General features: G+C 68.4%; 12 protein-coding genes. 11 read left to right on the top strand and 1 reads right to left on the bottom strand.

The annotated features are described in order from the left end of the window. Positions 1 to 34: 34 nt before the first annotated feature. Positions 35 to 646 carry a methyltransferase domain-containing protein gene (locus AC1Z3O_RS12040; protein WP_483515948.1) on the top strand — a complete coding sequence of 204 codons (612 nt, stop codon included), beginning with the start codon at positions 35 to 37 and terminating at the stop codon, positions 644 to 646. Positions 647 to 1111: 465 nt separating this feature from the next. Then, positions 1112 to 2242, top strand: coding sequence for an IS481 family transposase (locus AC1Z3O_RS12035; RefSeq protein ID WP_483515947.1), 1131 nt, complete (start codon positions 1112 to 1114; stop codon positions 2240 to 2242). A gap of 249 nt (positions 2243 to 2491) precedes the next feature. Here AC1Z3O_RS12035 and AC1Z3O_RS12030 read toward each other — a convergent pair whose 3' ends face one another. Continuing rightward, positions 2492 to 3487, bottom strand: a complete 996-nt coding sequence (locus AC1Z3O_RS12030; RefSeq protein WP_483515946.1) for an IS110 family RNA-guided transposase — start codon at positions 3485 to 3487, stop codon at positions 2492 to 2494. 925 nt (positions 3488 to 4412) lie between these two features. Between AC1Z3O_RS12030 and AC1Z3O_RS12025 the strand changes: the two genes are divergently transcribed. From AC1Z3O_RS12025 to AC1Z3O_RS11985, 9 genes are all read left to right on the top strand, one after another. Then, positions 4413 to 5285, top strand: coding sequence for a branched-chain amino acid ABC transporter permease (locus AC1Z3O_RS12025; RefSeq protein ID WP_483515945.1), 873 nt, complete (start codon positions 4413 to 4415; stop codon positions 5283 to 5285). An 11-nt stretch (positions 5286 to 5296) separates the two neighbouring features. Next, entirely contained in the window at positions 5297 to 6373 is a 1077-nt protein-coding gene (locus AC1Z3O_RS12020) for a branched-chain amino acid ABC transporter permease (protein WP_483515944.1), read from the top strand. 13 nt (positions 6374 to 6386) lie between these two features. Beyond that, complete coding sequence (locus tag AC1Z3O_RS12015) at positions 6387 to 7184, top strand: ABC transporter ATP-binding protein (protein ID WP_483515943.1); 798 nt, start codon at positions 6387 to 6389, stop codon at positions 7182 to 7184. Then, positions 7181 to 7999 carry an ABC transporter ATP-binding protein gene (locus tag AC1Z3O_RS12010; protein WP_483515942.1) on the top strand — a complete coding sequence of 273 codons (819 nt, stop codon included), beginning with the start codon at positions 7181 to 7183 and terminating at the stop codon, positions 7997 to 7999. Before AC1Z3O_RS12015 ends, AC1Z3O_RS12010 begins: the two co-directional genes overlap by 4 nt. A 26-nt stretch (positions 8000 to 8025) precedes the next feature. After that, complete coding sequence (locus AC1Z3O_RS12005; RefSeq protein ID WP_483515941.1) at positions 8026 to 9861, top strand: AMP-dependent synthetase/ligase; 1836 nt, start codon at positions 8026 to 8028, stop codon at positions 9859 to 9861. Between the two features lie 72 nt (positions 9862 to 9933). Further along, entirely contained in the window at positions 9934 to 12144 is a 2211-nt protein-coding gene (locus AC1Z3O_RS12000) for a 3-hydroxyacyl-CoA dehydrogenase NAD-binding domain-containing protein (RefSeq protein WP_483515940.1), read from the top strand. Positions 12145 to 12211: 67 nt separating this feature from the next. Continuing rightward, entirely contained in the window at positions 12212 to 13396 is a 1185-nt protein-coding gene (locus AC1Z3O_RS11995) for an ABC transporter substrate-binding protein (protein ID WP_483515939.1), read from the top strand. 75 nt (positions 13397 to 13471) lie between these two features. Further along, positions 13472 to 15091, top strand: coding sequence for a class I adenylate-forming enzyme family protein (locus AC1Z3O_RS11990; RefSeq protein ID WP_483515938.1), 1620 nt, complete (start codon positions 13472 to 13474; stop codon positions 15089 to 15091). Between the two features lie 327 nt (positions 15092 to 15418). Continuing rightward, positions 15419 to 16261, top strand: a complete 843-nt coding sequence (locus AC1Z3O_RS11985; RefSeq protein ID WP_483515937.1) for a helix-turn-helix transcriptional regulator — start codon at positions 15419 to 15421, stop codon at positions 16259 to 16261. Positions 16262 to 16288: the final 27 nt, after the last annotated feature.

Raw genomic sequence — 16288 nt, 5'->3', positions numbered from 1 at the left:
GCGCGGCGCCAGCCAATCACGGAGACGAATGACAATGGCTGGACCTTCAATCGATTTTTGGCAGGGCAAGTTCGACAGCGGGCAGATGCCCTGGGACCGCGGCTCGCCCGGCCCGCAGCTGCAGGCCTGGATCGCCGACGGCACGCTGGCGGCGGGCAGCGAGGTGCTGGTGCCCGGCTTCGGCAGCGGCTGGGACGTGGCCGAGCTGGCCGCGGCCGGCGTGCGCGTGACCGGCATCGACTACACGCCGGCGGCGCTGGAACGCACGCGCGCACTGCTGGAAGCGCGCGGCCTGTCGGCACGGCTGGAACAGGCCGACGTGCTGGCATGGGCGCCGGCGGCGCCCGTCGATGCCATCTACGAGCAGACCTGCCTGTGCGCGCTGCATCCTGATCACTGGGTACGCTATGGCGAGCAACTGCACGCCTGGCTGCGGCCCGGGGGCCTGCTGCTGGCGCTGTTCATGCAGGCGCCGCGCGAGAGCGCGGGCGAGGGCAGGGTGGAAGGGCCGCCCTACCACTGCGATATCAATGCCATGCGGGCGCTGTTTCCGGCCGACCGGTGGGAATGGCCGAAGCCACCGTATGCGGCGGTGCGTCATCCGGGTGGGGCGTTTGAGCTGGCGGTGGTGTTGCGGCGGCGTTAGGGCGCAAATCAGGCGCGGCGCGAATCCCGGCGCCAGCCGGAGCCGACAGGATGCGCCAATACCAATCGTCAAGCATAGTGTCTTGGCTCCCTCTCCCCGCATGGGGAGAGGGCGGGGGAGAGGGGTGGTTTAGCAAGGCGCCACAAGCAACGAAGCCGTCGGTGTTGTCCAGCACGCCAAGGCTAAGACGAAGCCGTCGGTGTGATCCAACACGTCGCCGCCAGCCAGCGCCCGCCCTCTCCCCCGGCCCCTCTCCCGCAAGCGGGAGAGGGGAGCCAACCAACGCGGCGCGAAAGGCAATGCGCTTGCAAGGGCCGACAGGATGCGCCAACACCAATCGCCAAGCATAGCGTCTTGGCTCCCTCTCCCCTCATGGGTGTATGGACCGGGGACATAGGTGACACCTGTTCGGAGACATGGGTAACACATCTAGACTGGTTGGCAGTGCTTTTAAGGAGACCTGCCATGCCATGGAAGGAGGTGTCACGCATGGAACAACGCAGGGAATTGGTGATGCTAGCGAGCCAGCCTGGCGCGAACCGACGGGAGTTGGCCAGGCGCTGGGGCATCGCGGCCAAGACGCTCTACAAATGGCTGGAGCGGTATGCGCAGGATGGTGCTGACGGGCTGGCGGACCAGAGCCGGCGGCCCGCCGCGAGTCCGCGGCAGACGAGCACCGAGGTCGAGCAGCAGGTGCTGGCGCTGCGCGACGCGCATCCGTATTGGGGCGCGCGCAAGCTGGCGCGGCTGCTGCAGAACGCCGGATTGCCGTCGGTGCCGGCGCCGAGCACGGTGCACGAGATCCTGCGCCGCCATGGGCGGCTTGGCGAAGGGGCAGCGGGCGGCCAGCGGCCGTTCCAGCGTTTCGAGCATGATGCGCCCAATGCCTTGTGGCAGATGGATTTCAAGGGCTACGTGCTCAACGAGCACGGGCGCTGCCATCCGCTCACGGTGCTCGACGACCATTCGCGCTTCAACCTGTGCCTGGCCGCCTGCGCAGACCAGCGCAGCGACACGGTCAAGCCGCACCTGATCGCCGTGTTCCGCCGCTACGGCCTGCCACGGCGCATGACGATGGACAATGGCCCACCCTGGGGCGGGGACCTCGACGGGCTGGGCTATACCGCGCTGACGGTCTGGCTGATGCAGTTGGGCATCGGGGTCAGTCATTCGCGACCGTATCACCCGCAGACGCAAGGCAAGGACGAGCGGTTTCACCGCACGCTCAAGGTCGAACTGCTACAGCATCGGCGCTTTGTCGACAACGCACAGGCGCAGCGTGCCTTCAATCAATATCGCGAGGTGTACAACGGCAAGCGTCCTCATCAGGCGTTGGGCATGGCCGTGCCGCTGCAGCGCTATCGCGCCAGCGTCGTGGTGTATCCGGAAACGTTGCCTGCGGTGGAGTACTTGTCCTCGGACAAGGTCTATAAAGTCGACAGGTCCGCGCGCATCGAGGTGGGCCGCCAACGGTTGCGGATCGGCAAGGCATTCATCGGCCAGCGCATTGCCTTGCGGCCCAAGGCGCAGGATGGCTGCTTCGGTGTGTGGTTCAGTCGGTTCGAGATCGGAGAAATTGATCTGCGCGCATCATGATGCGCGCAGATCACGTGTTACCTATGTCTCCGAACACCCGTTACCTATGTCCCCGGTCCATACAATGGGGAGAGGGCGGGGGTGAGGGGTGGTTTAGCAAGGCGCCACGCAATACGAAGCCGTCGGTGTTGTCCAGCACGCCAAGGCCAAGACGAAGCCGTCGGTGTGATCCAACACGTCGCCGCCAGCCAGCGCCCGCCCTCTCCCCAGGCCCCTCTCCCGCAAGCGGGAGAGCAACTGTGTTTCAAGTCAAGGCTGGAGGGCCTGTGAAGCATGCCTGGTTGGATCCCATAGGGCGCCATCCCTGGCCATAGCATTGAGGATGGTCAGCAGCTTGCGCATGCAAGCGACGATCATGACCTTCTTGGGCTTGCCGGCGGCCAGCAAACGCTGCCGGAAAGCCGCGATCGCCGGGTTGTAACGCATCGCCGACAGGGTGGCCATGTAAAGCACCGCCCGCACGTCTGCACGCCCACCCCAGATACATCGGGTCCCCTGGCGCTTGCCGGAATCACAAGCCAGTGGCGCAACGCCAACGAGCTTGCTGATCGCCCGGCGCCCAAGCTTGCCCAGCTCCGGCAGCGCCGCCAGCAATGTCATGGTCGTCACCGCCCCGACACCCTTGACGCTATCGAGCAGCTTGCGCTGCTCCTTGAAGTGCTGCTCGATGTGGTCATCCAGATCCGAGTCGATCTCGGCAATCTGCTTGTCCAGCGTGCGTATCACTGCGCGGATGCTGCGCGCCGTCTTCGGCCCCGCCTTCTCCAGCCGATTGCCTTCGGCCACTCGCATCTCCACCAACTGGCGCCGCCGAATCATCAGCGCCGCCAGCGACTCCCGGTGCGCCTCCAGCGGTGCCGTGAGGTACTTGTGGCGATCCGGATGGCGTGCCAGCACATCGGCAAAGTCGCGCAACCCTCGCGCGTCGATCCGGTCTGTCTTGGCTAACTCGCCCATCGCCTTAGCAAAGTCGCGAGCCTGACGCGGATTCACCCGCGCAACTTCCACTCCTTCTTGCTGCAGCGCCCGTACCAGGCCTCGCTCGTAGCCGCCGGTCGCTTCAACCACAACCAGGTCGACATCGCACGCCTTGAACTTCGCTATCAACTCGCCCCATCCCGACGCCTCATTGCCTACCCGCAGCGACTGATCCATCCAGCAAGCATCAAGATGCTCCTTGGACACATCAATCCCTGCGGTGGGCCGTGGACGCCCGTCATTCGGTTCCCTGCCTTGCGGATGCATATTCAAAATTGGCAACTGTTCGGGTTATACGAAATGGATGAAGCGGACCCGTACGTTGACCACATGCTCTCCCACGAGCTTCAGACTCCGAGGGGTTTCAGGTTTGGCGTACCGGTGGCGAAGTTCCGCCCTATCGACAGCACTGTCCTATAAACCTTTGATCTTTCCTTGGCAATAGGACTGCAAATCCTGGCTTCGATTCGGGCTGATGGAAACATACAAGGGGAGCCAACCAACGCGGCGCGAAAGGCAACGCGCTTGCAAGAGCCAACAGGATGCGCCAACACCAATCGCCAAGCATAGTGTCTTGGCTCCCTCTCCCCGCATGGGGAGAGGGCGGGGGTGAGGGGTGGTTTAGCAAGGCGCCACGCAATACGAAGCCGTCGGTGTTGTCCAGCGCGCCAAGGCCAGGACGAAGCTGACGGTGTGATCCAGCACGTCGCCACCAGCCAGCGCCTGCCCTCACCCCCGGCCCCTCTCCCGCAAGCGGGAGAGGGGAGCCAACCAACGCGGCGCGAAAGGCAACGCGCTTGCAAGAGCCGACAGGATGCGCCAACACCAATCGCCAAGCATAGTGTCTTGGCTCCCTCTCCCCGCATGGGGAGAGGGCGGGGGTGAGGGGTGGTTTAGCAAGGCGCCACAAGCAACGAAGCCGTCGGTGTTGTCCAGCACGCCAAGGCCAAGACGAAGCCGTCGGTGTGATCCAGCACGCCGTCGCCAGCAAGGCGCCACGATCAACGAAGCCACCGGCTGGTAGAAACCCCAGCCCGGATAAACCCCAGCCCGCCTTCCAGCAGCCACTAAACACAAGAGCCGCTTCTCGAAATTCGCTAAGGTGGCCGCGTGACCGCCTCCGGCCGGGCGCTTCGGCGCGGCCGCAGCCGGCGGCACGGCAGGCGGCTTCTTGCCGCGTGGGGAGACGGGCTTGGCGTTGCTGCAACTGACCCTCTCGGGCATCGCGCTTGGCTGCATCTATGCGCTGATCGCCCTCGGCTTTGTGATGATCTACAAGGCCACCGAGACCGTGAACTTCGCCCAGGGCGAGTTCATGATGCTCGGCGCCTTCGCTGCCTTGCTGCTGATGGCGCTCGGCCTGCCGTTCTGGGCGGCGGCGCCGCTGGCGGTGGCCGGCATGGCGGGATTCGGCGCCCTGGTGGAGCGGCTGGCGGTACGCCCTATCCTTGGCCAGCCGCAGTTCACCGTGGTGATGCTGACCATCGGCATGGGCTATGTGATGCGTGGTGCCGTGACCATGGTGCCGGGCTTCGGCGCGGAAACGCAGAGGCTGGCGGTGCCCTATGGCGGCAAGGTGATCGAGGCCGGCGGGCTGGTGCTGAGCGCGGAACAGGCGGTGGTGATCGGCGCCACCGCACTGCTGTGCGCGTTGCTTTATGCCGGCTTCCGCTTCAGCAAGGCCGGCGTGGCCATGCAGGCCAGTTCGCAGAACCAGCTTGCCGCTTACTACATGGGCATCCCAGTACGGCGCCTCAACGGGCTGGTATGGGCCTTGTCGGCGGCGGTGGCTGCGCTGGCGGGCCTGCTGCTGGCGCCGATCACGTTCGTGCACGCCAATATGGGCCTGCTCGGACTCAAGGCGTTCCCGGCGGCCGTGGTGGGCGGTTTCGGCAGCCTGCCCGGGGCTGTCGTCGGCGGCCTGGTGATCGGCCTGGTGGAGTCGTTCGCCGGCTTCTACCTGCCGGAAGGCTTCAAGGATGTCGCCGCCTATGTGGTGGTGCTGATGATGCTGGCGATCCGGCCCAACGGCCTGTTCGGCGGCAACGAGCGCAAGCGCGTGTAAGGGAGGGCGCCATGCGATTCCTGCTCAAGACCGACTACCGCCAGGACCTGCGCCTGGCCGCCCGGCCGCGCCAGGGGCTCTGGTACGGCCTGCTGCTGGCGCTGGTGGTGCTGGCGCCTGCCTGGGCCAGCGCCTACTGGGTGACGCAGCTCGGCTTCGTGCTGGTCTATGCCATCGCCGGGCTCGGGCTGATGCTCTTATCGGGGTATGCGGGCCTGATCTCGATCGGGCATGCGGCGTTCCTCGGCATCGGCGCCTATGCGCAGGCCTGGCTGGTCGCGCATGGCTGGCCGTTTCCGCTGGCGCTGGCCGCGGCGGCGCTGCTGTCGGGCGCGGCCGGTGTGGTGGTGGGCCTCCCCGCGCTGCGCGTGCGCGGCATCTACCTGGCCATTGCCACGCTGGCCTTCGGCTTCATCGTCGAGGAGGTGCTGGCACGCTGGGAGAGCGTCACGGGCGGCAATGCCGGTATGCCGGTGCAGCCGCTGCAGCTCGGCGGCGTTTCGGTTGGCACCCCGGCCGGCTTCTACTACCTGGCGCTGGCGGTCTGCGTGCTGGTCACGCTCGCCGTGCTGAACCTGCTGCGCAGTCCGACGGGGCGCGCCTTCATCGCGGTGCGCGACTCCGAGATCTCTGCGCAGAGCATGGGCATCCAGCTCGCCCGCTACAAGACTCTGGCCTTTGCGCTGTCGGCCGCCGTCGTCGGTATCGCGGGCGGCCTCTATGCCCACCTGTTGAACTTCATCTCGCCCGAGCAGTTCGGCATCGGCCAGTCGATCGACCTGCTGCTGCTGGTGGTGGTGGGCGGGCTGGGCTCGGTGCACGGCGCCTTCTTTGGCGCACTGTTCCTGATCATCATGCCGCAGGGGATCGCGCTGGCCAAGGACTGGCTGCCGCCGGCGATCGGCCAGGCCAGCGGCCTGCAGGCGGTGGTCTACGGCATGGTGCTGATGGCCTTCGTGCTGTTCGAGCCGATGGGGCTTTACGGGCGCTGGCTGAAGGTCCGCACCTACCTGGAACTCTTTCCCTTCTATCGCCAGGGCATGTTCCGGCGCCAGAAGGCCTTCCAGAAATCCGAGCGGCTCAGGTAAGGGAGGCGTGGCCATGAGCGAGACCATCCTGTCCGTGCGCGACCTGTCGGTGCGCTTCGGCGGCGTGCTGGCGGTGGACGGCATCGGCTTCGACGTGCGCGCCGGCGAGGTGCTGACGCTGATCGGGCCCAACGGCGCCGGCAAGACGACTGTGTTCAACCTGATCAGCCGCCTGTACGCGCCCACCAGCGGCAGCATCCAGTGGCAGGGGCGGGAGCTGACGCGTGTGCCGGCGCACGCCATCGCGGCACTGGGCATCGCGCGCACCTTCCAGAATATCGAGCTGTTCGAGCATGCCTCCGTGCTGCAGAACCTGCTGATCGGCTTCCATATCCACCGCCGCACCAGCTTCTGGGCCGACCTGCTGCACACCCCCGCGGTGCGCCGGGGCGAACTGGCGGCACGGCGCAAGGCCGAGGAGGTGATGGACCTGCTACGCCTGCAGGCCCACCGCGACGCGCTGGTGGCCGGGCTGCCCTACGGCGTGCGCAAGGTGGTGGAGCTGGCGCGCGCGCTGTGCACCGGGCCGAAGCTGCTGCTGCTGGACGAACCGTCTTCGGGCCTGAACGTGGAGGAGACGGAAGACATGTCCTGGTGGATCCGGGACATCCGCGCCGAGCTGGGCGTGACCGTGCTGATGGTCGAGCACGATATGAGCCTTGTCTCGCGCGTGTCGGACCGCGTGCTGGCGATCAACCAGGGCCGGGTATTGGCCCAGGGCACGCCGCAGGAAGTGCAGTCCCATCCGGGCGTGGCCGAGGCCTATCTCGGCGCCATCGACGATGTGGCTTCGCTGCGGAGGGCCGCATGAACACCATGGCCGACATCCACGCCTTTGCCACTGCGCCGGACAGCGGCGATGCCCTGCTCGCGCTGGCCAACCTGGAGAGCGCCTACGGCCCGGTCAAGGCGATCCGCGGCATCAGCCTGGCGGTGCGGCGCGGCAGCATCGCCACCGTGCTGGGCGCCAACGGCGCCGGCAAGAGCACCATCCTGAAAACCATCTCGGGCGTGCTGGACCCCAGCTGCGGCAGCATCGTCTTCCGCGGGGAGGAGATCACCGGGCTGGACCCGGCGCAGATCGTGCGGCGCGGCCTGTGCCATGTGCCGGAAGGACGCGAGGTCTTCCCGCTGCTGTCGGTGCGCGACAATCTGATGATGGGCGCCTACACGCGGCGCGACCGCGATGGCGTGGCGCGCGACCTGGAAACGGTCTACGGCTACTTCCCCATCCTGCGCGAGCGCGCGGCGCAGCAGGCGGGCCTGCTGTCGGGCGGGCAGCAGCAGATGCTGGCCATCTCGCGCGCGCTGATGGGCGCGCCGGAGCTGGTGCTGCTCGACGAACCCAGCCTGGGCCTGTCGCCCAAGCTCACGCGCGAGATCTTCGAGATCGTGGTGCGCATCAACCGCGAGCGCGGCACCACCATCCTGCTGGTGGAGCAGAACGCCAATATGGCGCTGAACGTGGCCGACTACGGCTATGTACTGGAGAACGGCCGCATCGTGGCCGAGGACAGCTGCGCCGCGCTGCGCGACAAGGATGACATCAAGGAGTTCTACCTGGGCATGAAGGACGCCGGCGTGCGCGGCGAACGGCGCTGGAAGCGGCGCAAGACCTGGCGCTGACCGGCGCAGGAGGAGGGCGGGAAGCGATGCAGAGCAAGCCATTGTCCGAGCAGGTCTTCGATACCGTGCCGCGCATGTTCTGGCACGCCGTGCGCGAGCGCGGCGACGCGGTGATGATGCGGCAGAAGGACTTCGGCGTCTGGCGCGCCTACGGCTGGCGCGAGGTCGGCGAGATCGTGGCCGACGTGGCCGCCGGCCTGGCCGCGCTGGGCCTGGCGCGGGGCGAGGTGGTGTCGGTGCTGGCCAACACGCAGCGCGAGTGGGTCTGGACCGACCTGGGCGCGCAGAGCGCCGGCGCCGTCGTCAGCGGCATCTATCCCACCGACGCGCCGGCCCAGGTCGAATACCTGTGCGCCGATTCGCGCACCGTCTTCCTCTTCGTCGAGAACGAGGAGCAGCTCGACAAGTACCTGGAGGTGCGCGAGCGGCTGCCCCTGGTGCGCAAGGTGGTGATCTACGACATGGAGGGGCTGGCTGCGCTCGACGATCCCGCCATCCTGAGCTTCGAGGCCTTGCTGGCTGCGGGCAGGGCGCTGCGCCAGGCGCGGCCCGGGCTGGTCGAGCAAAGCGTGGCGGCGGCGGAGGCGGACGACCTGGCGGTGCTGGTCTACACCTCGGGCACTACGGGGCGGCCCAAGGGCGCGATGCTGTCGCACCGCAATATCGTGCGCAGCTGCCTGACGCTGCGCGACTTCCTGCCAGGCACGCCGCAGGGCGAGCGCATGTGCTTCCTGCCGCTGTGCCACGTCGCCGAACGGATCTTCGGCGAGTACCACGCCATCCTGCTGGGCGCGGTGATGAACTTCGCCGAGAGCCCGGACACGGTCTTCGACAACCTGCGCGAGATCCAGCCGGACGTCTTCATGGCGGTACCTCGCGTGTGGGAGAAGCTCTATTCCTCCGTAGTTATCGCCTTGCGCGAGGCCACGCCGCTGCAGCGGCGCGCCTACGCGCTCGCGCTGCGTGCCGGGCAGGCGCGTGCTGCCTGCCTGGAGCGGGGCGTGACGCCGCCAGTGGGCACGCGGGTGGCAGCCTGGCTGGCCGATGCGCTGGTGCTGGGCAATGTGCGGCGGATGATGGGCCTGGACCGAGCGCGGCTCGCCGTCACCGGCGCGGCGCCGATTTCGCCCGACCTGATCCGCTGGTTCATGGCACTGGGCATCGTCATCCACGAACTGTGGGGCATGACCGAGATCACCGGCGCCGCCACCTGCAACCCGCCAGGCCGCACCCGCCCCGGCAGCATCGGCGTGGCGCTGCCGCATACCGAGGTGCGCGTGTCGTCGGAGGGCGAACTGCTGGTGCGCGGGCCGCAGGTCTTCATGGGCTACCTCAACCTGCCGGAGAAGACCGCCGAGACCTTCGTCGACGGCTGGCTGCGCACGGGCGATGTCGGCAAGGTCGACGAGCACGGCTACTTCTACATCACGGACCGCATGAAGGACCTGATCATCACCGCCGGCGGCAAGAACATCACGCCTTCGGAATGGGAGAACCAGCTCAAGTTCAGCCCCTATGTGACCGACGCCGTGGTGATCGGCGACCGCCGGCCCTACCTGAGCTGCCTGGTGATGATCGACCACGACAATGTCGAGCGCTGGGCGCAGGAGCACGGCGTGCAGTTCTCCGACTACCGCTCGCTTTGCCGCAGCGCCGAGGTGATCGCGCTGATCGGGCAGGAGGTGGCGCGCGTCAACGGGCAGTTCGCGAGAGTCGAACAGATCAAGGCCTTCCGCCTGATCGAGACCCGGCTCACCGCCGAGGACGAGGAGCTGACCCCGACTATGAAGCTCAAGCGCAAGCTGGTCAATGAGAAGTACGGCGACATGATCGCATCGATGTACGAGGCCGCCGTTGCCTGAACGGAGCGGCGCATGGCCTGGCGCATGGCTCGGCACATACGCGGCCCACGGTGGCAGCGCAGGGAGGCAAGCATGACACCAGCCGTGTCATTGGCGCGGCAGGGCCGCATCGGCCTGCTGCGTATCGACAACCCGCCGGTCAACGCCTTGTCGCCGGCGGTAGTGGCGGCGCTGGACGATGCCGTGGCGGCCTTCGAGGCGGATGCCGGACTCGATGCGCTGCTGATCCACTGCGCCGGCGCCACCTTCGTCGCCGGCGGCGACATTGCCGCCTTCGACTCTCCCGACTTCGATGCCGGCCCCTACAACCGCATCCTTGCGCGGCTGGAAGCCAGCACGCGGCTGGTGGTGGCGGCGCTGCACGGCAGCGCGCTCGGTGGCGGGCTGGAACTCGCGCTCGCCTGCCACTATCGCGTGGCGGTGCCGGGCACGCGTGTGGGCCTGCCCGAGGTCAAGATCGGCCTGCTGCCCGGGGCGCTGGGCTCGCAGCGGCTGCCGCGCGCGGCCGGCGCAGCACTGGCGCTGGAGCTGATGCTGAGCGGCAGGATGATCGGCGCGGAAGCGGCGCGCGCTGCCGGGATCGTGGACGCGGTAGCCGCCGGCGCGGATGCCGGCGCAGGGCCGGCGCAGCAGGCACTGTCGGCTGGACTGGCCTACCTGCGGGGCCTGCTTGACGCCGGTGCGGTGCCGCGCCGGCTGAGCGAGCGGGCGGTGTCGGTGGCCGGGCTGCCGCCGGATTTCTTCGAAGTGGTGCGTGCACGAGAGGCGGCCAGCTTCGCGCGCTATCCGGCACGCGAGGCGATCGTGCGCGCGGTGGAGGCCGCCGCCACGCTGCCGTTCGCGCAGGGCGAGGCGGTGGAGGCCGAGCTGCTGCGCGCCTGCGTTGTCTCCGAGCAGTCGCGCGCGCTGCGCCATCTGTTTTTTGCCGAGCGTCAGGCGGCCCGTATTCCCGGCCTGCCCGCCGACACCGCGGCCAGGCCGGTGCGCGCCGCGGGTGTGGTCGGCGCGGGTGCGATGGGCAGCGCCATCGCCGCGGCGCTCGCGGGCATCGGGATGCAGGTGGTGCTTGTGGAGGCGGACCCCGAAGCGCTGGCGCGGGGCCTGGCGAGAGTGCGCGAGGCGACGCTGCATGCGGTCGAGCGGGGGCGGCTGACGGCGGCGCAGGCGCAGGCCAGCCTGGCGCGCGTGCTAGGCACACTGGACGATGCCGCGCTGGCCGGCTGCGACCTGGTGGTCGAGGCGGTGTATGAAGACATGGCGCTCAAGCAGCAAGTCTTCGCTCGCCTTGGCCAGGTCTGCCGGCCCGGCGCCATCCTCGCCTCGCACACCGCCACGCTCGACGTCGAGGTGCTGGCCGACGTCAGCGGGCGGCCCGCGGATGTGCTCGGCATGCATCTGTTCAGCCCGGCGGGCGCGATGCGGCTGCTGGAAGTGGTGCGCGCCGAGCGCACCGCACCCGAGGTGCTGGCCACCGCGTTGCAGCTGGCGCGCCGCCTGGGCAAGGTGCCGGTGGTGTCCGGCGTCTGCTACGGCTTCATCGGCAACCGCATGGCCGAGGCCTATCTGCGCGAGACGGAATTCCTGCTGATGGAAGGCGTGAGCCCGCAGCGTCTCGATGCCGTGGCGCAGGCGCATGGCATGGCGATGGGGCCGTGCCGCGTGGTCGACCTGGCGGGTGTGGACGTGGGCGCGCGTATGGTCATCGAATATGGCAAAGCGGGCGGCCTGCCGCCCGATCCGGGCTATCGCGCGGTGGTGCGCAGCTTATACGCGCTCGGCCGCAACGGGCAGAAGAGCGGCGCGGGCTTCTACCGCTACGCGGGGCGCGACCGTACGCCGCGTCCCGATCCCGAGGTGGATGCCATCTGCGCCGCGCTGGCGCGGGAGAACGGCGTGCCGCGGCGTGCGCGCATCGAGGACCGCGAGATCGCCGAGCGGCTCTTCTACCCCATGGTCAATGAGGCGGCCCGGCTGCTGGAGGAGGGGGTGGCCAGCCGCCCCGGCGATATCGACATGGTGTGGACCGCGGGCTACGGCTTCCCCGACTACCACGGCGGCCCGGTCTGGCTGGCCGACCGCGTGGGCCTGGCGCGCATCGTGGCGGGGCTCGAACGCTATGGCCGCGAGCGCGGCAATGCCTTCGACTATTGGGACGTGTCGCCGCTGCTGGCCTCGCTGGCGCGGCAGGGCGGCCGGCTCTCCGACTGGACCATGGCGGGCGCGGGTAATGCGGCCGCCGCCGGGCTGTGGCCGCCCGGCACGGGGCAGGACGCGGCGCCTTAGGTGCCGCGCGCTGGTGTCGCACGTTTCGGGGCCACCACGACAAGCAAGCCAAACCAAGGAGACCACCATGCAATGGAAGACCGCACTTGCCGCCGCAGCCCTGTTGCTGAGTTCGGCCGCGTCGGCGCAGACGCGCGGGGTGAGCGACAACGAGATCCGGCTCGGCCTGATCACCGACCTGTCCGGCCCCATCGCCAACTACGGCAAGGAATCGCGCAACGGCGCCACGCTGGCGGCGGAGGAGATCAACGCGCGTGGCGGCATCCACGGCCGCAAGGTGCGCGTGCTGGTGGAGGACAGCGGCTACGAGCCGCGGCGCGCCGTGCTGGCCGCGCAGAAGCTCGTCACGCAGGATGGCGTGTTCGCCATCGTCGGCCAGCTCGGCACCGCGCCCAATATGGCTACGCTGCCCTTCCTGATCCAGAACAAGGTCTTCAACTTCATGCCGCAGAGCGCGGTGCGCGAGATGTATGACCCGCCCAGCCCCTACAAGGTGGCGCTGGCGCCGTCCTATTACCGCAGCGGCGCCATCACCATGGACTACTTCCTGAAGCAGAAGCCCTACCAGCGCATCGGCGTGCTCTACCAGGATGACGACTACGGCCGCGAGACCCTGGAAGGCGCGCACGACTTCCTGAAGACGAAGAAGATGGACTTCGCCGAGAAGGTGTCATACAAGCGCGGCGCCACCGATTTCTCCTCGCAGATGGCCAAGCTCAAGGCGGCCAACTGCGACCTGGTGCTCAACGTGTCGACGTTGCGTGAATACGTTGCCTCGGTCAGCGAGGCGCGCAAGATCGGCTTCAACCCGGTCTTTGTCGGCACCGGCGCCAACTACTCGCAGCAGGTGCCCCTGCTGGGCGGCAAGGCCATGGACGGCGTGTACGGCTCGGCCTTCATCACGCTGCCCTATGCAGACGACCCGAATCCCGCCATCGGGCGCTGGGTGGCGGCCTACAAGAAGCGCTTCAACGAGGATCCGGGCCTGTATTCGATGTTCAGCTACTACGCCATGACCACCTTCGCCCAGATTGCCGCCAAGACCGGCCGCGAGCTGACCCCGGAGAGCTTCAATGCGGCCATGGAGGCCAATTCGCTGCCGGCCGATGCCCTCGGCAACCCGGCCTTCACCGTCAGCAAGAGCAGCCGCTTGAGCAACGCCAGGATCCGCATCACGCGGGTGGCGGGCGACAAGTGGGTGAACGAGACCGACTACCTGGATCTGCCCAAGCAGGTGTCGAGCGACAAGTAAGCGAAGAGCCATGCGCCGGCGCCGCAGCGGCGCCGGCCACGACCGCCGTGCCACTTCAAACCGAAAGGCCCAGACATGACGTTTAGCGCCACACCACCCACCCCTGACAATGCTGCCCAGACAGCCGCTGTCCGCGAGCAGATCGGCCGCATCGCGCTGGGCGACGTGATCCACCGCTCCGCACGCCGCTTCGGCGCGCGCACGGCACTGATCGAGGGCGAGCGCAGCCTCAGCTACGCCGAGCTGGAGGCGGCCACCAACCAGTTCGCCCACTACCTGCTGGCGCAGGGCCTGCGCAACGGTGAGCGTGTGGGCATGCTGTGCAACAACTCCATCGAGATGATCGTCGCGCTGCTCGGCATCCAGAAGGCGGGGCTGGTGTGGGTGCCGATCAATACCGGGCTGGCGCCGGATGCGGTGCGCTACATCCTGGAGCACGCCGAAGTGGCGCGGCTGGTGGCGGACACCAGCGTGCTGGCACGCGCCGGCATCGGCGAGCTGCCGCAGGCGCTGGGCATCCCGGTGGTGGCGCTGCAGCAGCCCGGCGAGCCGGCGCCGCCGCCGGGCGCGGCCGCCTTCGCCGGCACGCTGGCGGGGCAGCCCGACAGCCTGCCCGCGGTGGAGATCGCCAGCGGGCAGCTGGCCCAGATCATGTACACCAGCGGCACCACCGGGCCGCAGAAGGGCGTGATGCACTCGCATGCCTCCGTGCATTCGGTGCTGGCGCCCAATCTGCTGGACATCGGCGGGCGTCCGGGCGCCGACGTCTACACCTGCTTGCTGCCGGTCTTCCACTGCGCCCAGCATGGCAACACCATGAGCGCGCTGCTGGGCGGCCACACCGTGGTGGTCACGCGCGGCTTCGATCCGGGGCAGGTGCTGGCGGCCATCGCCCGGCACCGCATCAGCGTGGTGGTGGGGCTGCCGATGATGTACCGCGCCATGCTGGAGCATCCCACCTTTGCCGCCACCGACCTGTCCAGCGTGCGCATGTGCATCTACGGCATGGCGCCGCTGCCCAAGACGCTGCTGCTCAGGCTGCTCGATGCCTTCTGCCCGAACTTCGCGCTGTGCTCGGGACAGACCGAGATGTACCCGGCCGCCACCATCTTCGAGCCGGAGGAGCAGCGCCGGCGCTTCGGCCCCTATTGGGGCGTGGGCACGGTGGTCAACGAAGTGGCCGTGATGGACGACGAGGGCCGGCTGCTCGGGCCGGGCCAGTCCGGCGAGATCGTCTTCCGCGGCCCCAATGTCATGCTCGGCTACTACAAGGACCCGGAGGCGACGCGCCGCGCCCAGCGCTTCGGCTGGCACCACACCGGCGACCTCGGCCAGATGGACGACGATGGCCAGCTGCTCTTCCTCGACCGCATCAAGGACATGATCAAGAGCGGCGGCGAGAACGTGCCCTCGATCAAGGTGGAGGAGGTGCTGCTGCGCCACGCCGCGGTGGCCAATGCGGCGGCGGTGGGGCTGGCCCACGAGCGCTGGGGCGAGGCGGTGACCGCCTTCGTCACCCTCAAGCCGGGCGCAGCGGTGGAGGAAGGCGAGCTCGACACGCATTGCCGCGCCCATCTGGGCGGCTTCGAGGTGCCCAAGGACATCGTGGTGCTGGCGGCACTGCCGATGACCTCGACCGGCAAGATCCAGAAGTTCGAGTTGCGCCAGCGCTTCCAGGCGCACTACGAGGGCTGATGCGCGGGGCCGGGCCCGATGGCCCGGCCGCTTCCCTTGTGACGAACCTGCGTGGCAGGGGAGGGGGAGGGTTTTCGATAGGACCGAAAAGTGTCGCTTGATACTCTTTCAGCCAACTGACGCAAGACAGGGCGAGCCGGCTCCGTTACATTGTCAGCGCAGCCCGCCGCCTGACCGGCCCATGCCGGCCGCGGCAGCCACGGCCCCCGCGAACGGGGCGCCGGAAGACGCGGCGCAGGCCACATCCGCACACGATGCAGCAGGATGCGGCCAGCCAGCGCCGGCTATCCGGAGGCGGTGCGCGAGGCTGCGCACAGGAGACGACGCATGCGTATCGACGTAGAGGCGATCCGGCGCCTGTCCGGCGGCCACGCGGCCGGCACTGCCGGCCGGGTCATGTGGCTCACGCGCAGCCGGCTGTTCTATGCCGGCCTGCTGGGCACGCCCTCGGCGCGCAATATGGGCGGGCTGACCATCTACGTGGCGGCGCGCGAGCCCTTGCGCATCCGGGTGGGTGACGGCGCCTGGCAGACCACCGACCTGGCGGTGGTGCCGCCCTATGTGCCGCACTGGATCGCCTGCGACGGCCGCATGATCACCGACATCGGGCTGGAGCCGGAGAGCATCGACATGGCGCGCCTGCCCGGCTTCCTGCGCGACGGCATGGGCGCGGTGCACGCGCCCGAGTTCGTGCGCCATGTGCAGCAGGCCCATGCCTACCTGGCCGCGCGCGGCCGCGAGCTGGACCTGCAGGCCGACAGCTTCGACCATCTGTTCTTCGGCGGCGCGCTGGCGCCGCGGCAACTCGATCCGCGCATCGCGATGGTGGTGCAGCGCATTGCCGAAGCGCCGTCGGCACCGCTCACGGCCGAAACCTGCGCGGCGGCTGTGCACCTGTCCTTCTCGCGCTTCCTGCACCTGTTCAAGCAGGAGGTGGGGGCACCCTTCCGCAGCTTCCGCACCTGGAAGCGCGCCCGCAGCATGCTGCACTACGTCACGCAGGACTCCAACCTGGCCGAGGTCGCGCTCGATATCGGCTATCCCGATTCCACCCATTTCAGCCATTCGATCCGCCAGATCTATGGCCTGAAGCCGAGCGACATCTTCGCCGGCTCGCGCCGGCTGGCGCTGATCGGCACGGCGGCGGCGGTGCCGGGCCGGCCGTCCTAGCTGTCACGTCCCACCGTGAGTGACCGC

Source organism: Cupriavidus sp. 09_S30 (assembly GCF_056930435.1).
This window is presented reverse-complemented; position numbering and strand designations above follow the sequence as displayed.